General features: G+C 52.5%; 9 protein-coding genes. 6 read left to right on the forward strand and 3 right to left on the reverse strand.

The features are described from left to right. Positions 1-16: 16 nt before the first annotated feature. Entirely contained in the window at positions 17-1,855 is a 1,839-nt protein-coding gene (locus tag DESPODRAFT_RS04460; protein ID WP_245532011.1) for a peptidase U32 family protein, read from the forward strand. On the opposite strand, the gene thiD is transcribed toward DESPODRAFT_RS04460, so the two are convergent. After that, positions 1,831-2,646: a bifunctional hydroxymethylpyrimidine kinase/phosphomethylpyrimidine kinase gene (gene thiD / locus DESPODRAFT_RS04465; protein WP_004071694.1), complete on the reverse strand. Its 816-nt coding sequence runs from the start codon at positions 2,644-2,646 to the stop codon at positions 1,831-1,833. The two genes, DESPODRAFT_RS04460 and thiD, sit on opposite strands and share 25 nt — an antisense overlap. A gap of 107 nt (positions 2,647-2,753) precedes the next feature. Continuing rightward, the gene (locus DESPODRAFT_RS04470; protein WP_040015843.1) at positions 2,754-2,975 is read right to left on the reverse strand and encodes an ABC transporter permease family protein; all 222 of its coding nucleotides are present in this window, start codon (positions 2,973-2,975) and stop codon (positions 2,754-2,756) included. 91 nt (positions 2,976-3,066) lie between these two features. Between DESPODRAFT_RS04470 and DESPODRAFT_RS04475 the strand changes: the two genes are divergently transcribed. Both DESPODRAFT_RS04475 and DESPODRAFT_RS18540 read left to right on the forward strand, forming a co-directional pair. Next, on the forward strand, positions 3,067-3,501 hold the full coding sequence (locus DESPODRAFT_RS04475) for a phosphate/phosphite/phosphonate ABC transporter substrate-binding protein (RefSeq protein ID WP_040015844.1): 435 nt from the start codon (positions 3,067-3,069) through the stop codon (positions 3,499-3,501). A gap of 171 nt (positions 3,502-3,672) precedes the next feature. After that, positions 3,673-5,751, forward strand: coding sequence for a methyl-accepting chemotaxis protein (locus tag DESPODRAFT_RS18540; RefSeq protein ID WP_004071696.1), 2,079 nt, complete (start codon positions 3,673-3,675; stop codon positions 5,749-5,751). A 337-nt stretch (positions 5,752-6,088) separates the two neighbouring features. On the opposite strand, the gene DESPODRAFT_RS04490 is transcribed toward DESPODRAFT_RS18540, so the two are convergent. Continuing rightward, the gene (locus DESPODRAFT_RS04490; RefSeq protein WP_004071698.1) at positions 6,089-7,084 is read right to left on the reverse strand and encodes an NAD(P)H-quinone oxidoreductase; all 996 of its coding nucleotides are present in this window, start codon (positions 7,082-7,084) and stop codon (positions 6,089-6,091) included. Positions 7,085-7,484: 400 nt separating this feature from the next. Between DESPODRAFT_RS04490 and DESPODRAFT_RS04495 the strand changes: the two genes are divergently transcribed. Genes DESPODRAFT_RS04495 through DESPODRAFT_RS04505 form a run of 3 tightly spaced genes read left to right on the forward strand, consistent with a single transcriptional unit; the run spans position 7,485 to position 15,645 of the window. Beyond that, a complete protein-coding gene (locus tag DESPODRAFT_RS04495; RefSeq protein ID WP_004071700.1) occupies positions 7,485-10,004 on the forward strand; it encodes an amino acid permease in 2,520 nt (839 codons plus the stop codon). Between the two features lie 14 nt (positions 10,005-10,018). Continuing rightward, a complete protein-coding gene (locus tag DESPODRAFT_RS04500; RefSeq protein WP_004071702.1) occupies positions 10,019-11,161 on the forward strand; it encodes an efflux RND transporter periplasmic adaptor subunit in 1,143 nt (380 codons plus the stop codon). Beyond that, complete coding sequence (locus DESPODRAFT_RS04505) at positions 11,158-15,645, forward strand: efflux RND transporter permease subunit (RefSeq protein WP_004071703.1); 4,488 nt, start codon at positions 11,158-11,160, stop codon at positions 15,643-15,645. Before DESPODRAFT_RS04500 ends, DESPODRAFT_RS04505 begins: the two co-directional genes overlap by 4 nt. Positions 15,646-15,728 lie beyond the last annotated feature (83 nt).

A 15,728-nucleotide genomic window follows, 5' to 3' on the forward strand; every position in this document is an offset into this window, starting at 1 on the left:
GGCGCCGGCGAAAAATATGGCATTTGGCAAGGCCGCCGTTGATCACGGTGCCGATGCCGTGTATATCGGCCCTGAGCGGTTCGGCGCAAGGGCTGCCGCCGGCAACAGTGTGGCCGATATTGAGGCATTGTGTACCTATGCCCATCGCTATTTCGCCCGGGTGTATGCAGCCTTTAACACCCTGCTTTTCGACCATGAACTTGAACCGGCAGGGCGTTTGATCCAACAGCTTTACCATGCCGGGGTGGATGCCCTGATCATCCAGGATATGGGGCTTTTAGAGATGGATTTGCCCCCCATCCCCTTATTTGCCAGTACCCAGACCGATAACCGGACCCCGGAAAAGATCAGATTCCTTGAACAGTCGGGATTTTCCCGTGTTATTCTTGCCCGGGAACTCTCTTTATCCGCCATCAGGCAGATCCGGGAGGTCACGGGTGTGGAGCTTGAAGCCTTTGTCCACGGGGCTTTGTGTGTGTGTTATTCCGGACAATGTTACATGAGTGCGGCCATTGGCGGCAGAAGCGCCAACCGGGGCGCCTGCGGCCAGCCCTGCCGGCTTGCCTGGAACCTTGAAGATAAAAAAGGAACGGTTCTTTGTGAAAACAGGCATCTGCTCTCTTTAAAAGACATGAACCGCGCTGATTTCCTGGGGGATCTGGTCCGGGCCGGAGTCACCTCTTTTAAGATCGAGGGCAGGCTTAAGGATCTGGATTATGTAAAAAACATCACGGGATTTTACCGCCAGAGGCTTGATGCCCTGATAGAAACCGATTTATCCCGGTCCCCCGCTTCTTCGGGCCGTACAACGTTTTTTTTCACACCCGATCCCTACAAAACCTTTAACCGGAGATTTACCGATTATTTTCTTTCCGGTTCGCCAGATTCTCCAACGAGCTCAATTGATGCATTTGATACGCCAAAATCAGTGGGAGAGCCTGTGGGAAAGGTGAAGCAAATTAAAAATCAGTCCCTGGTACTGGACCGGCCCCATGACCTGCGCGCCGGGGACGGAATCTGTTTTCCCAACGCACCGGGCAGGCTCAAAGGGTTTTATGTGAACCGGGTGGATGAAAATGCGTTTGTATTTCCGTCCGGAAAAACACTAATTCATAAACATGATCTGCCTAAGGGCACCATGGTATTCAGGAATCATGACCTTGGGTTTGCACGCTTGATGGCTGGCATGACCGCCCAAAGAAAGATATCCCTGGATATGACCTTTTGCGAACATCCCCAAGGGTTTGAGCTTTCCTGTGTGGATGAGAACAATATCCGGGCCCGGGCACTGCTTCGTGTTTCAGGCGATCCGGCCCGTAATCCCGACACGGCCAGGGCAGCCATTGAAAAGCAGTTGGGCAAACTGGGCAATACCTGTTTTGAGTTGAACCGTCTTGAAATCCTTTCAAAGCCGGTGTTTCTGTCTGCAGCTGATCTGAACTGTCTGCGCCGGGATCTTGTGGCCTGCCTGGAAAATAACCGGTTAACCGCCTATGCGCGAATGACAGCCGGGCCCAGGCCGGCACCGGTTCCTTTTTACCGGGAACACCTTGATTTCCGGGCCAATGCTGCCAATCATCTGGCGGTTCAGTTTTATAAGAACAGGGGCGTAAAATCCATTGACCCTGCCTTTGAATGTGCTCCGCCAGGGCCGGGAACCCCGGTCATGACCACAAAACACTGTATTCGCCGCAGCCTTGGGTGGTGTTCCGGAAAGACAGAGAAAAAACCGAACAATGCCCCGCAGTCTTGTTTGGGGCCGTTGTTTCTGACCCATGGCAAACTCCGGTTTGAAGTGGTTTTTAACTGCCGGGAATGTGAAATGCAGATTTACACCTTTTTCCACAGCGCATAAAAATGGTGGACCGGTCCATGCCCCGAGCCGGTTTGGATATCGGCACCGGCCTTTAATGCCTCGGTGATATAGGTTTTGGCCCCGGCAACGGCTGTTTTCAGGTCAAGCCCGAGGGCAAGGCCTGCGGCAATGGCCGATGACAGGGTGCACCCCGTACCGTGGCTGTTTTTTGTGTTCACGCGGTCTTTTGTATAGCGTGTTGTCTGTCCGGATGCGGTTTCATAGAGCAGATCAATACCCGGGCCGGAAGTCAGATGTCCGCCTTTGAGCAGCACATTGGCTGCGCCAAGATCTGCAAGGTCTGCGGCGGCATCTTCCATTTTCTCCGGGGTGTCGATGGTTCTGCCTAAAAGCACGGAGGCCTCGGGCAGATTCGGGGTGATTACCGTGGCCAGGGGCAGCAGGTGGTTCGTCAGTGCGGCCACGGCATCGTCCTGCAACAGCTTGTCGCCGGACTTGGAGATCATCACCGGGTCCAGCACCACATTGGGACAGTGCCATTGTTTGAGTTTTTCGGCCACTATTTTAATAACTTCAGGTGAATGGAGCATGCCGATTTTTACGGCATTGGTGCCGATATCCGACATTACGGCATCAATCTGTTCCCCGATAAATGCCGGGGGAACCGGAAAAATACCTGTGACACTGTGGGTGTTCTGGGCCGTGAGTGCCGTGATGGCGGACATGCCGAAGACCCCAAGGGCACTGAAGGTTTTCAAGTCTGCCTGGACACCGGCCCCGCCGCCGCTGTCAGAACCTGCGATGGTTAATGCACGATAGTATGTTTTCATAAATGTACCTTTCAATTAGTATATATATTTCATGCCTTAACTAAAATCCCTGTTTGAACGGAAAGTTGCCCATCTGCGGCGTTGCGTTCAAATACTATTTTTCCATGTTACCATTCGTTGGACCAGATGCCGTACCCCAGCCAGATCACAAGCAGCGGAGCCAGGGCAAATACCGGTACCGCCTCGGATGCAACCAGAAAGGGAGCCAACCCTTTTTCAATGCCGGGCCGGGCAAACATGAATATTGCCAAAGGTATCGATGTCACAAAGGCAAGTACAATGCCCAGGATGATCTCCAGGGCTGTGGCCAGACCCAGGACCTCAAGCATAGGTTGCTTCCAGTCTTGTTGTTAAGCAATGCCGCAGGGGGAATGGGATAATTCTTACCTCATGAAAGTGCTTGGCGTCAATACAATTTAAATGCGTTTGCCCTGGCTTTGCCAGGGGATTGATCCTTATAAGGACTTTTCAAAGCTGGAATTTGGCGGGAAACACGACAACGTTGTTCTGGCGGTTCAGAACGGTTTGGTGGAGGCAGGAACGGTTCGGACAGACACCCTGGAAAGAATGGCTGCTGAAGGCGTTGTTGAAATGTCGGAATTTAGAATCATTGATCAAAAAAAGTATGATGATTTCCCGTTTGTCTGCAGTACCGCACTCTACCCGGAATGGCCGATTGCAAAAACCAAAGCCACCGCTGACGATCTGGCCGCAGAAGTCGTCGCTGCATTAAAGTTGTTGAAGGTCACAGACAAGGCCGCCACGGATGCAAAGGTTGTGGGCTGGTCAGATGCTCTTGACTATGCCGTTGTTGAAGATCTGCAAAAAAAGTTGAAGATTGAGGCATATAAATAAAAACAGCTGATCCTGGTAAGGCGGTTTTGCCTTGCCGGAGAATCCTTCTGGTGAAATTGAGACGGCTGATTCCCATTTCGCGTCTCAATTTCACCACAAATATCAGGGTAAACTATACCCTTAATGAAGATTCCCTTTCTTTTTTACGCGTCCTAAATACAGGAGAGGCATATGATGCAACCCCAGGCGGATAAAAAAAATAAAGGCCAAACAAGCCTTGTCATAAAAATTCTGGTGCCCCTGACCATTGTACTTGCCATGTCACTCATGGGTCTTTCAGTGGTTATCATCAAGTCCCAGAACGCGTTGTTGAATAAAATGGGAGGACAGATCAACCGGTTGCTGTCCGAGTCCAACAAGACCATTGGGCAGGATCTCAATGCAATGAATGCTGATGTCAATAAGACAATGGCGGGCATGTCTGATACCGCTTCTAATTTGCTGACCGAATCCACAAGCGCTGCCCTGTCGCAGGAAAAACAAAAAATTGATAAAGAATGGATGGCTTCCCTGGAGGACAGCACCCGGTCTCTGGCAGACCTGTTGGCCCAGGTCGCACCGCCCGCCATTTTAAATAACGATCTGACCACACTGATATCTTATATCAAGTCAGCCGGTTCAAATGAAAATGTTGTCTATGCCCTGTACGTTAAGCCGGATGATATCCCCTATGTCAAATACTTTGATTCCAATAAAGAGAAAATCAAAACGTATATTAAGACCGGTATCGGCGATAAAAAGCATGAAAAAATAATGTCAGCGTCAAAAAATGACCCTGAGACGTTTATTATCAAGAAAAAAATGGAGATTGATGGAAAAGAGCTGGGATATCTGATGCTTTGCATGAGCAAGGCAACCGTGAATCAAAAGATAGAAGAGATGTCCTCAAGCTTTAATGCTCTGATCAAGGAAAATTCAGGTAAGATAAAATCAATCCTGGGAAATGAATCCCTGAAAGTAGAAGGCAGTATCGGCGAAATCATTGCCCAGGTATCCCAAAAAAATGAAACCGCTGTTCAGCAAATTAGATCCAGTATGGTGGAATTCACTGATCAGGTCAAAGGTCAGACAAAGAACAGGATATTGTTATTGGGGGCTCTCTGCTGCTTCCTTATTTTCATCAGCAGCTGGTTTCTGTTCAAAATTCTTGTGTTCAAACCCTTAAGACAAATCACATCCGGATTAAAAGGGATTGCCTCTGGTGAAGGAGATCTGACCCAGCGGCTGGAAATCAAGTCAAGGGATGAGCTTGGAGAGTTGGCATCCTGGTTTAATGCCTTTATTGAACGGCTGAACAATATTATTGTGGATATCGGTGCCAATGCCGAGACCGTGACCGCAGCATCCAGCGAACTTCTCTCTGTTTCGGAACAGATGTCCAACGGTGCCGAGGAATTATCTCACAAAGCCAATGGGGTTGCTGCCTCTTCCGAGGAAATGAGTTCAAACATGAATTCTGTTGCAGCCGCCAGTGAACAGGCATCAACCAATATCAGTGTGGTTGCGGATTCCGCGGCTCAAATGAAGGCCACCCTTGGTGAAGTGGCGACAAATTGCGACAGGGCAAGAAACATCTCCGGCGATGCCGCCACACAGGTTGACAAAGCTTCACAGCGGGTCACCCTTTTGGGCAGCGCAGCAAAGGAGATCTCCAAGGTCACCGAGGTTATTACGGATATTGCCGAGCAGACCAATCTTCTGGCCCTCAATGCCACTATTGAAGCAGCCAGGGCCGGCCAGGCAGGTAAGGGGTTTGCCGTTGTGGCCGGTGAAATTAAAAATCTTGCCGCTCAAACCGCCCAGGCCACCAAGGATATTAAAGAAAAAATCGCCGGGATACAAAGCTCCACTGAGCATACGGTTCTGGATGTCACCAAGATCGCTGATGTGATCGCTGATGTAAATGAGATTGTGACCGCCATTGCCGCAGCGGTGGAAGAACAGTCTGCCAGTGCAACGGACGTTGCACAAAATATCGAACAGGCGTCAACCGGAATCGGTGAAGTCAATGAGAACGTTGTGCAGAGTTCCCAGGTGTCTTCGGAAATTGCAAAAGACATATCTGATGTTAATTCTGTGGCAAAAGAGATGACCAGGCGAAGCGTCCAGGTAAATCAAAGCGCCGTGGAACTGTCCGGGTTATCATCAAAACTCCGGGACATGATCAGCGTTTTCAAAGTTTCTGTGAAAGATGCCCACTATGATACAACTTCCGGGATCTTGGAAAATGATATCCCCACCTCGGTTTGACCGGGAACCACAGATCAGCTTGTTGGCCGGCTAAAAATACCGATGATGAAAAAATATTATATTATTGTTTTATTGACCTACCCGGCTTCCGTGATATCTGTTTCAAATTTTTCTGGACCTCAACAACCCACCAGGACGGACCCGTGCCCGCGTCAGACGCGGCCTATGTCTCCTTTGGCAGGACCATGCGCCAAATAAGGCAAAGGATTATGGATGTACACGGGGCCCGCCCCCGAAAAGAATTCAATATTGAAGTGTAACGCAATAAGCGGTTCAGTTACTTTCTTGGTTTGTTGCGGGCCCAGGATATCCTGTCACAATAATACGCTTTAAACGGTCACACCTCGAGAATAATCTTACCGACATGCGTTGCGCTTTCCATAAGCCGATGGGCCTCTGCAGCCTGCTCCAGGGGAAATGTTTTGTGGACAGCCGGTTTGATTTTTCCCGCCTCAATGAGCGGCCATACCTTTTCCCTGAGCTGTGCCGCAATTTCAGATTTGGAGGCATCCGGACGGCTGCGCAAGGTGGAGCCCGTGTAAAGGAGACGTTTCAGCATAATGGGCATCAGATTGATGTCGACTTTGGAGCCCTTGTTAAATGCAATCTGAACAATGCGTCCATCCGGCGCTGCAGCCTTGATATTGCGTGCAATGTAGTCTCCACCGACAATATCAAGAATGACATCGGCACCCTTGATTTCATCTCTGACAACTTCAACAAAATCTTCCGTGTTGTAGTCAATAACCCGATCGGCACCGAAACTTTTACAGGCTTCACATCGTTCTGCAGGGCTGTCGGTGGCATACACCTTTGCGCCGAAAGCTTTTCCAAGCATGATGGCCGTTGAGCCGATACCACCGGAACCGCCGTGGACAAGAAAGTTTTCCCCTTCTTTAAGTCCTGCCCCCATGAATATATTGCTCCAGACCGTGAAGAACGTTTCGGGAATGCCCGCGGCTTCCAGCAAACTCAAGCCTTTTGGAATCGGCAGACAATGGGGCGCCAGAACGGCACAATACTCGGCATAACCGCCGCCGTTGGTCAGGGCACAGACTTGGTCTCCCACAGACCACTCTTTGACATCGCTGCCGATGGCAACAATGGTTCCTGTGATCTCCAGACCCAGAAGGTCCGATGCGCCCTTTGGCGGCGGATAAAGCCCTTTACGCTGAACTATATCGGGCCCGTTTACACCGGTGGCCACCACCTTGATCAACACCTCTTGCGGTTTAGGCTGGGGCACAGGCCTGCTTCCCACACAAAGGGCCTCGGGACCGCCCGGTTCGGTAATTTCAATCACTTTCATCTGTTCGGGTAATGTGGATGTCATCGCTGATTTCCTCCATCGTAAATGATTATGAATTTACGTCCATTAAATATCGTCAGGGTTTTTGTAAAACAGCCATGGTCTGACCTGATATATCAACTGCCAGGCCATAGCCCACAACAAAGCTTGAAAGATCTTAGTAACTTACCCAGACTTTCTTATAAAAGTTACGAGGATTAAACTTCTTCCGTTCACACTATAATTTAACTTAACTATCAGGTCAAATCATAAAAAGGTGAGCAGATCAACTCGTCGTAGCGTTTATCCAGGGCAACGCTTTGGATGAGTCTTTTAATTAAGTTGGTGACCCGGATTGTTTTGGTTATTTACCTTCGTTTAATAGTATAGTAATTTCCAATCAGCTATCAGCCTGCCCAAAGGGCAATCATTTAAGGAAAAGTCGATGTCATCAGATAACAATGAGTCTGTTTCCGGCCGGCTGGGCACTTTTGCCGGTGTTTTTACGCCAAGTGTTTTAACCATTCTCGGGATCATTCTTTTCCTGCGTTTAGGATATGTGGTGGGCGCTGCAGGGCTTGGAAAATCCCTGATGATTATTTCGGTGGCCAACCTGATTTCCGTTCTGACCAGCTTTTCCCTGGCCGCCATTGCCACCAATATGAAGGTTGGCGGCGGCGGTGACTACTATCTGATTTCCAGGACCCTTGGCATAGAGTTCGGCGGGGCCATCGGCATTGTGCTGTTTTTAGCACAGTCCGTGTCCATTGCCTTTTACTGCATTGGTTTCGGAGAAGCCCTGACTGCTATCCTCGGCCTGGCCGGCCATGTGACGGTACAGCTTATTGCAGGTGCCGCGCTGTTGTTTCTTTTTTTGCTGGCATGGATCGGGGCGGATCTGGCCACCAAGTTCCAGTATGTGGTCATGGCGTTTTTAACCCTGGCGCTTTTATCCTTTTATATTGGCGGTATTCGTCAGTGGGATACCGGGCTTTTTATGGAGAATTGGGTCGCCAGGGAAGGCTCGCCCTCTTTCTGGATTCTTTTTGCCCTGTTTTTTCCGGCGGTGACCGGGTTCACCCAGGGGGTGAGCATGTCCGGCGATCTTGAAGATCCCGGTAAAAGCCTGCCGAAAGGCACCTTTGCCGCAGTCTTTCTCTCCATATTGGTCTATTTTTCCGTAGCTGTCTTGTTTGCCGGTTCCACGACATTGAAAACACTCGCCGGCGACTACGGCGCCATGAAGCAGATTTCCTTGTACGGCTGGCTGATTAATGCCGGTGTCATTGCCGCCACCCTCTCTTCTGCCATGGCCTCGTTTCTTGGGGCACCCAGGATTTTGCAGTCCCTGGCATCGGATAAGATATTTCCCTTTCTTGTGCCCTTTGCCAAAGGCCATGGGCCGTCCGGTAATCCCCGTCGGGGTGTGCTGCTTTCATTCGGAATTGCCGTGGCAATTGTTTTTATCGGTCAACTGGATTTGATTGCAGGGGTAGTCTCCATGTTTTTCCTGATCTCCTATGGGTTGCTCAACTATGCCACCTATTTTGAGGCATCGGCCGAGAGCCCCTCTTTCAGGCCCCGGTTCAGGTGGTACAATAAAAAGACCAGTCTTGTGGGCGCGTTGATCTGCCTGGGCGTGATGCTGGCCATTGATTTTAAAACCGGAATTGCTGCCGTGGCCATCCTGTTTGCCGTTTTTCAGTATCTTAAACAGGTATCTGCCCCGGCCAGGTGGGCGGACAGTCGGCGGTCCTATCACCTTAAACTGGTCAGGGACAATCTGATTCGTGCACAAAAGGATCACGAGCATCCCAGGGACTGGCGGCCCTATGTCCTTGTATTGTCCAATGACGAAGAACATATGAAACAGTTACTGGATTTTTCCTCTATGATCGAGGGAAAAAGCGGTATTACAACGGCCGTACGGATTGTCCAGGCCCGGGGATACCGTGCTGTAAAATTTAAGGCAGAGGCGGAAAAGGATCTGGCCCGGATTCTTTCCGAGAAAGAAAGTTCAGCATTTTCCCTTGTACTCTCTTCCGAGTATACGGCCAACGCCCTGTCCGTGCTCTGCCAGAGCTTTGGACTTGGGCCGGTCAAGGCCAATACGGTGCTCTTGAGCTGGAATGAGCAGTATGGCAAGAGTGATGACCCTGTAGGGTTCGACAATTACCGGGATATGGTGCGGCCGGCAGTTCAGTCCGGGTGCAATATCATTCTGTGGGACCACAAGGAAATGCCTCAAATCGCTGAAGGTTACGACAAAAATAGAACCATTGATGTCTGGTGGAAGGATGACGATACCAGCCGGCTCATGATTCTTCTTGCCTATCTGATCACAAGAGACGATCATTGGAAAGATGCCAAAATCAGGCTTTTAGCCTATTATCTGGACCGGGACAATGCGCAGATCATGCAGATGCTTTTCGATACTCTGAGTGAGTTCCGTATCCAGGCTGAACCCAAGATTATCCTTGGAATCAATGAAGAGGTGTTTTTTAAAACATCCGGGCAGACAGATCTGGTTTTTATCCCTGTCTCCCTGAAAAAAGATGATGCCCTGATGTTTGGTGAGCTGCCGGTAGATCAGCTTTTGCCGGGCCTGAAAACGGTGGCCATGGTCATGGCAACCCAGAAAATTGATCTGGATTCATCCCCGGAAGACGGCAGGGCCGGTGAACTTGCGCTTTTGTTTGATGAACTCAAGCATGCGGAAAAAAGGGTGGAGATGGCAAAGAAAATAGCCCTGCAGGCCGCAAAATCGGCCACGGATTTTATCAAAGATGCCCATGAAATAGAGATCAATGACCCGAATCTCTTAACTCATCTTAAAGAAAAGATTGCATTGCAGGAAAAAACCGAAGAAGCCAATAAAAAGGTGCTTAAAGAACAGGCCAAGCTCAACGCGATCTCACAGCGGGCCAAGGAAGAAGGGCTTTTTGTGGATAACGAAGTCCCGTAATAAGGAGAGGTTTAATGGTAAAGGCAATCGGAAAAGTGGTTATCGCGATCATTCTGATCGGCGTGGGGTATTCTATCAGTCTGTTTATCCCGTCAGGCGGACCGCCGCCGGGCATGATGGGAATGGGAGAAATGCCGCCGCCCGCGGTGATCGCCGTTGAACTGAAGGAACGGCCCCTGGATGTGCTTGCCGACCATATTGCAACGGTCGAGCCGGTGCAGGAGGTCATGGTCCGCTCGGAAGTTGCGGGCTACATTGACGATGTTCATTTCACTGAAGGTTCTTTTGTGAAATCGGGCGACCTGCTCTTCACCATTGACCAGAAACAATATCAGGCAATGGTTGACGTGCGTCAGGCCGAGCTGGCCCGTGCAAAAGCCGAACTGAACCGCGCCGAAAAATTTTTCAAGCGTATGCGTGATGTCAATAGACGCAGCGTTTCGCAGTCGGATCTCGACACTGCGGAAAGCGAGCAATTGCAGGCCGTGGCCAATCTGAGACAGGCTGCGGCCAACCTGAATTTGGCCAAAATTGATTTGGGTTATGCGAAGGTGCGCGCGCCGATCAGCGGCCGCATCGGCATGGCAAACGTAACCAAGGGCAACTATGTCACCTCCGCCTCCAACGAACTCGCCCGCATTGTGCAGATCAGTCCGATCCGTGTCGTCTTTTCCATGACCGACCGCGCTTACCTGGATTTTCGTGCCCAGGAGCTGGCGGGCACTTCCGACGGTCTGGTTGCCCGCATTCGTCTGCCCAACGGAACCCAGCTTCCGCTGATTGGTAAGAAAGAGTTTGACGACAACGTTATGAATGTCGAAACCGGCACCATGGCGGTCCGTTACCTGTTCGATAATCCCGACGGGCGATTGATCCCCGGCGGCTACGTCAACATTCTGCTCGGATCCGGGCAGCGACCCATGGGCATCCGTGTTCCCCAGCGGGCGGTACTGCTTGATCCCCAGGGATCCTATGTGCTGACGGTCAACGGGGAGGGACGAGTCGATACCGCCCGCGTTGAAATCGGGAAATCCGTTGAAGGTGACTTCGTAGTGCTTTCCGGATTGAAGGCCGGTGACCGTATCGTGGTTGATGGTGTGCAGAAAGTGCGGCCGGGCATGACTGCCCAGGTCTCTTTGCAGGAGGCCGGGAAATGATTTCACGGGTATTCATTGATCGCCCGCGTCTGGCGGGTGTGGTTTCTATCGTCCTGATGCTGGCGGGGATTCTTTCAATCACCGCGCTGCCCATCACCCAGTATCCCCAGGTCACACCGCCGCAGATCGTTGTGCGCGCAAGCTACCCCGGTGCGAGCGCGGAAGTCATGTCCGACATCGTGGCAGGGCCCATTGAAGATGCCGTGAACGGTGTACAGGACATGATCTACATGTCGTCCACGTCCGACAATTCGGGAAGCTACTCGCTCACCGTAACCTTTGCCGTGGGCACCGATCCGGACATGGCGCAGGTGAAGGTACAGAACCGTGTATCCCAGGCCGAACCGATGCTGCCCACCGAAGTGGTGCAGCAGGGCGTAACGGTTGAAACCGAGTCAGCCGACATGCTTGGTTTCCTGATTGTCCGCTCGCCTGACCACAGCCTTGATGAACAGTTGATGAGCGACTATACCTATAAAATCATCCAGCCGGCCATTGAACGGATCCCAGGCGTCAGCCGTGCACAGGTTTATGGCCCCAAATACAGCATGCGCGTCTGGCTTGATTCCGACCGCATCTCCGCCCTCGGCATCGGCGTCGACGAAGTTACGGCGGCCATCCGCAACCAGAATGTGCAGGCCTCCATCGGCGCCATCGGCTCCACACCGGACGACGGCTCCGGACAGGTCGCCTTCACCCTGACCGCGCAAGGACGGCTGAACGATACCGAATCCTTCGGCAATATCGTGGTGCGCACCGGTGCCGACGGTGCGGTGGTCTACCTCAAGGACGTTGCACGAATAGAAAAAGGCTCGGATAACTATCTTTTTTCCGCCAAATACAACGGCGCTCCCTGTGTGGCGCTGGCCCTGAGCCGTACACCAGGTTCCAACGCCCTCGACACCATGGATGCGTTGCAGATTGAACTGACGCGGCTCAAGAAGGATTATCCCGAAGGTCTTGAAACCATACTCTCCTACGACGCCTCCGAATTTGTCCGCACCAGCCTCCGTGAAATTGTGTCCACGCTTGGGCTGACCTTTCTGCTTGTGGTCATCGTCTGCTATGTTTTTTTGCAGAACTGGCGCGCCACGCTGATTCCATCGATCACCATCCCGGTCTCGCTCTGCGCCACCTTTATGGTGTTGGCGGCCTTTGGCTACAGCATCAACACGCTGACGCTCTTTGGCCTGGTGCTGGCCATCGGCCTGGTGGTGGACGACGCCATCGTGGTGGTTGAACGGGTTCAGGAGCTTATGCAAAGCCAAGGACTCGACCAAAAGAGCGCGACGATCAAGGCCATGGAACAAGTCAGTGGCGCGGTTATTGCCACGACGTTGGTCTTGTTGTCCATCTTTGTTCCCATCGGATTTATGGGAGGCATCACCGGCAAGATTTACCAGCAGTTTGCAGTGTCGATTTCGGCAGCTGTCTTCTTTTCCACAGTCAACGCCCTTACGCTCAGCCCCGCGCTCTGTGCAATTTTTCTCCAGGCGGTCAAACCCACAGAGAAGGGCCCGAAGCTCTGGTTCAATACCGCGCTCAACCGTTTACGGGGCAGCTATGTTTCCTTCAGCACCTGGATTGCCCGCAAACTGGTCTTCACCATCCTGATCCTGCTTGGGGTATTCGGCGGTGTCTATTTTCTGTACAACATGAGTTCGACAGCCTTTCTGCCCGATGAAGATCAGGGCGTTATTTTCGGGATGGCGCAACTGCCCGAAGGGGCGACCCGCACCCGTACCGAGGCACTGCTGGAGCATGTGTTGACCCCGCTGCACCAAGAACCGGGGATCGACTACACCATTCAGGTCACCGGCTTCAGCATGATGGGCGGTTCTTCCGAAAACGTGGCCTTCTTCATGTTCGGCCTTGACCATTGGAGCAGGCGTGAGTCGCCTGAGCTGAGCATTATGGCCATCCAGCAAAAGCTGCAGGCCCGGCTGGCCGCGGAGCCGGGCGCCCAGCTCAACCTGTTTGTGCCGCCCGCCATCATGGGGCTGGGCAACAGCGGGGGTCTGGACATTCGCCTGCAGGCCACTGCCGACAACGATCCCCAGCAGCTTCAGTCCGTCATGAACAACTTTTTGATGCAACTTAACATGGCGCCGGAAATCATGTTCGGTTTCAGTGCCTATTCTGCGGCAACGCCTCATCTTTATCTGGATGTGGACCGCACCAAGGCCGCTTTGATGCAGGTTGAGGTCAGCACCATTTTCAGTGCATTGCAGAACTATCTCGGTTCGCTCTATGTGAATGATGTCAACTTTGACGGGCAGGTGAACAAGGCCATTGTTCAGGCTGACTGGCCCCACCGCAAGAACCTTGAGGCCCTGGACAATATTCATGTAAAGAACCGCAACGGCGCCATGGTGCCCCTGGGCAGCCTGGTTACGACGAAAACCACCCTTGCGCCGCGAATGATCGAACGCTACAACAAGTTCTCGGCAGCCGGCATCACCGCCTTTACGGCTCCGATGGTCAGCAGCGGCGATGGAATGACCAAGGTTTCCGAAATTGCGCAAACAGCACTGCCGGAAGGCTATACCTTTGACTGGTCGGGACTGAGCTACCAGGAAGCCACCACCGCAGGATCAGCCACCCTGATCTTCCTGATGGCCATTATATTCGCCTATCTTTTTCTCGTGGCTCAGTATGAAAGCTGGACCACGCCGTTACCGGTAATCCTTTCAACTGCGGTGGCCGTGCTTGGCACTTTGGCCGGACTGATGGCGGTCAAACTGCCGTTAAGTATTTATGCCCAGCTCGGCGTGATTCTGTTGGTGGGCCTGGCCAGCAAGAACGCGATCCTTATCGTTGAATTTTCCAAAACCCGGCGTGAAGAAGGCCTGTCAATCATCGATGCGGCTGCCGATGGGGCGAAACAGCGGTTCCGTGCGGTATTGATGACTGCTTTCACTTTCATCCTCGGGGTGCTGCCCATGGTGTTCGCCAGCGGCGCGGGCTCCGCCAGCCGCCAGGCCATCGGCACCACGGTGTTCTTCGGGATGCTGGCCGCCACCTTGTTTGGGATTGTGCTGGTCCCGGCACTTTTTGTGCTGTTCCAGACGTTCCGGGAAAAGATGTACATCATCCGTAACCGTTCGGCAGCCAAGCATCTGTCCATGTTGTTGTTCTTGTTGCCGATGTTCATGGTTGGTTGCATGACAGTGGGGCCGGACTACCGGCGGTCCAGTCTGCCGGACATCCCTGATGTGCGAAATATCGAGGTGGATGTGGCCCAATGGTGGACACAATTCAACGATCCAATGCTGACCGATATGGTCCAACGGGCGCTGGGCAATAACCATGATCTTAAGACGGCCGTGGTCCGGGTCCGCCAGGCCCGCGCCCAACTGGCCCGGACTCAGGCCGCCTACGGGCCGACCGTCGATCTAAGCGGCAGTGTCAATCATTCCGATTCTTCGGCAAACGGTCTGTCGGACACCGGTTCCACCACCCTCTACAGCACCGGATTTGATGCTGTCTGGGAAATTGATCTCTTTGGCGGGACCAGACGGTCGGTGGAAGCAGCGGTTGCGGATTGGGAAGCGATCCGGGTCGGGCTGGATGACGTCCGGGTCAGCGTGGCTGCGGAGACCGCGATCGCCTATCTCAGCGTCCGCACCTACCAGCACCGACTGACCGTATCCCAGGCCAATCTGGAAGCACAGCAGGAGACCTTTGAGATCCTTGCCGACCGCTTTAACGCGGGCTTGAGCAGCGGACTGGCTGTGCAACAGGCACGTTACAATCTCGAAAGTACGCGGGCCGAGATCCCCATCCTTGAGGCGGGGCTGGAGAGTGCCCGAAATGCCCTCTCAGTATTGTTGGGCGAGGTGCCGGGCAGTCTGAAAATTCCGGGTATCGACCGGATACCCCAGTCCAACTTGGCGCTTGATGGCATTCCCGCGGACCTGTTGCGCCGCCGCCCGGATGTCCAACGCGCCGAGCGCGAGCTGGCTGCCCAGACGGCGCGCATCGGTGTAGCCGTGGCCGATCTCTATCCCAAATTTACGCTGACCGGCTCCATCGGCCTGGAGTCTTTGGCATCGTCTACACTTTTCGAATCAGACAGTGGGAAATACAGTATTATACCCGGAATTCGCTGGCCGATATTCTACTCCGGTTCTATCCGTAACAATATCAAGATTCAGGAAGCGGTCCAGGAACAGTACCTGTATGCCTATGAATCCGCGGTTCTGAATGCTGTGCAGGAAGTGCGTGATGCGTTGATGGATTACCGCAAGGAAAAAGAGCGTCGCGCTTCGCTCAGGGTCGCTGTCGAAGCTGCCCGGGCCGCGGAGGCGCTGGCCCAGGATCAGTACCGCAATGGTCTTTCCGACTTCAACAATGTGCTTGATGCACAGCGTTCGCTGCTCAGCTTCCAGGAAAAGCTCGTCGTAAGCGAAGGTACGGTAAGCCGGAACGCGGTCCGACTTTACAAGTCACTGGGCGGCGGTTGGCGTTCTTTTGAAGAGTAGTCTATGCCGTTTTGAACGGCATGTTACCAAAAATAAATAGCAAAGAAACAGACCTGCGTTTTATTCCTTCAGCCCAAGGGCAT

This window comes from Desulfobacter postgatei 2ac9 (genome assembly GCF_000233695.2).
In the GTDB taxonomy this organism is placed as follows: domain Bacteria; phylum Desulfobacterota; class Desulfobacteria; order Desulfobacterales; family Desulfobacteraceae; genus Desulfobacter; species Desulfobacter postgatei.

Bases quoted from the DNA above. Each gene is read 5' to 3' on its own strand.
- DESPODRAFT_RS04460 (WP_245532011.1), top strand. From the start codon at position 17: ATGGCATTTGGCAAGGCCGCCGTTGATCACGGTGCCGATGCCGTGTAT.
- thiD (WP_004071694.1), bottom strand. From the start codon at position 2,646: ATGAAAACATACTATCGTGCATTAACCATCGCAGGTTCTGACAGCGGC.
- DESPODRAFT_RS04470 (WP_040015843.1), bottom strand. From the start codon at position 2,975: ATGCTTGAGGTCCTGGGTCTGGCCACAGCCCTGGAGATCATCCTGGGC.
- DESPODRAFT_RS04475 (WP_040015844.1), top strand. From the start codon at position 3,067: ATGCGTTTGCCCTGGCTTTGCCAGGGGATTGATCCTTATAAGGACTTT.
- DESPODRAFT_RS18540 (WP_004071696.1), top strand. From the start codon at position 3,673: ATGATGCAACCCCAGGCGGATAAAAAAAATAAAGGCCAAACAAGCCTT.
- DESPODRAFT_RS04490 (WP_004071698.1), bottom strand. From the start codon at position 7,084: ATGACATCCACATTACCCGAACAGATGAAAGTGATTGAAATTACCGAA.
- DESPODRAFT_RS04495 (WP_004071700.1), top strand. From the start codon at position 7,485: ATGTCATCAGATAACAATGAGTCTGTTTCCGGCCGGCTGGGCACTTTT.
- DESPODRAFT_RS04500 (WP_004071702.1), top strand. From the start codon at position 10,019: ATGGTAAAGGCAATCGGAAAAGTGGTTATCGCGATCATTCTGATCGGC.
- DESPODRAFT_RS04505 (WP_004071703.1), top strand. From the start codon at position 11,158: ATGATTTCACGGGTATTCATTGATCGCCCGCGTCTGGCGGGTGTGGTT.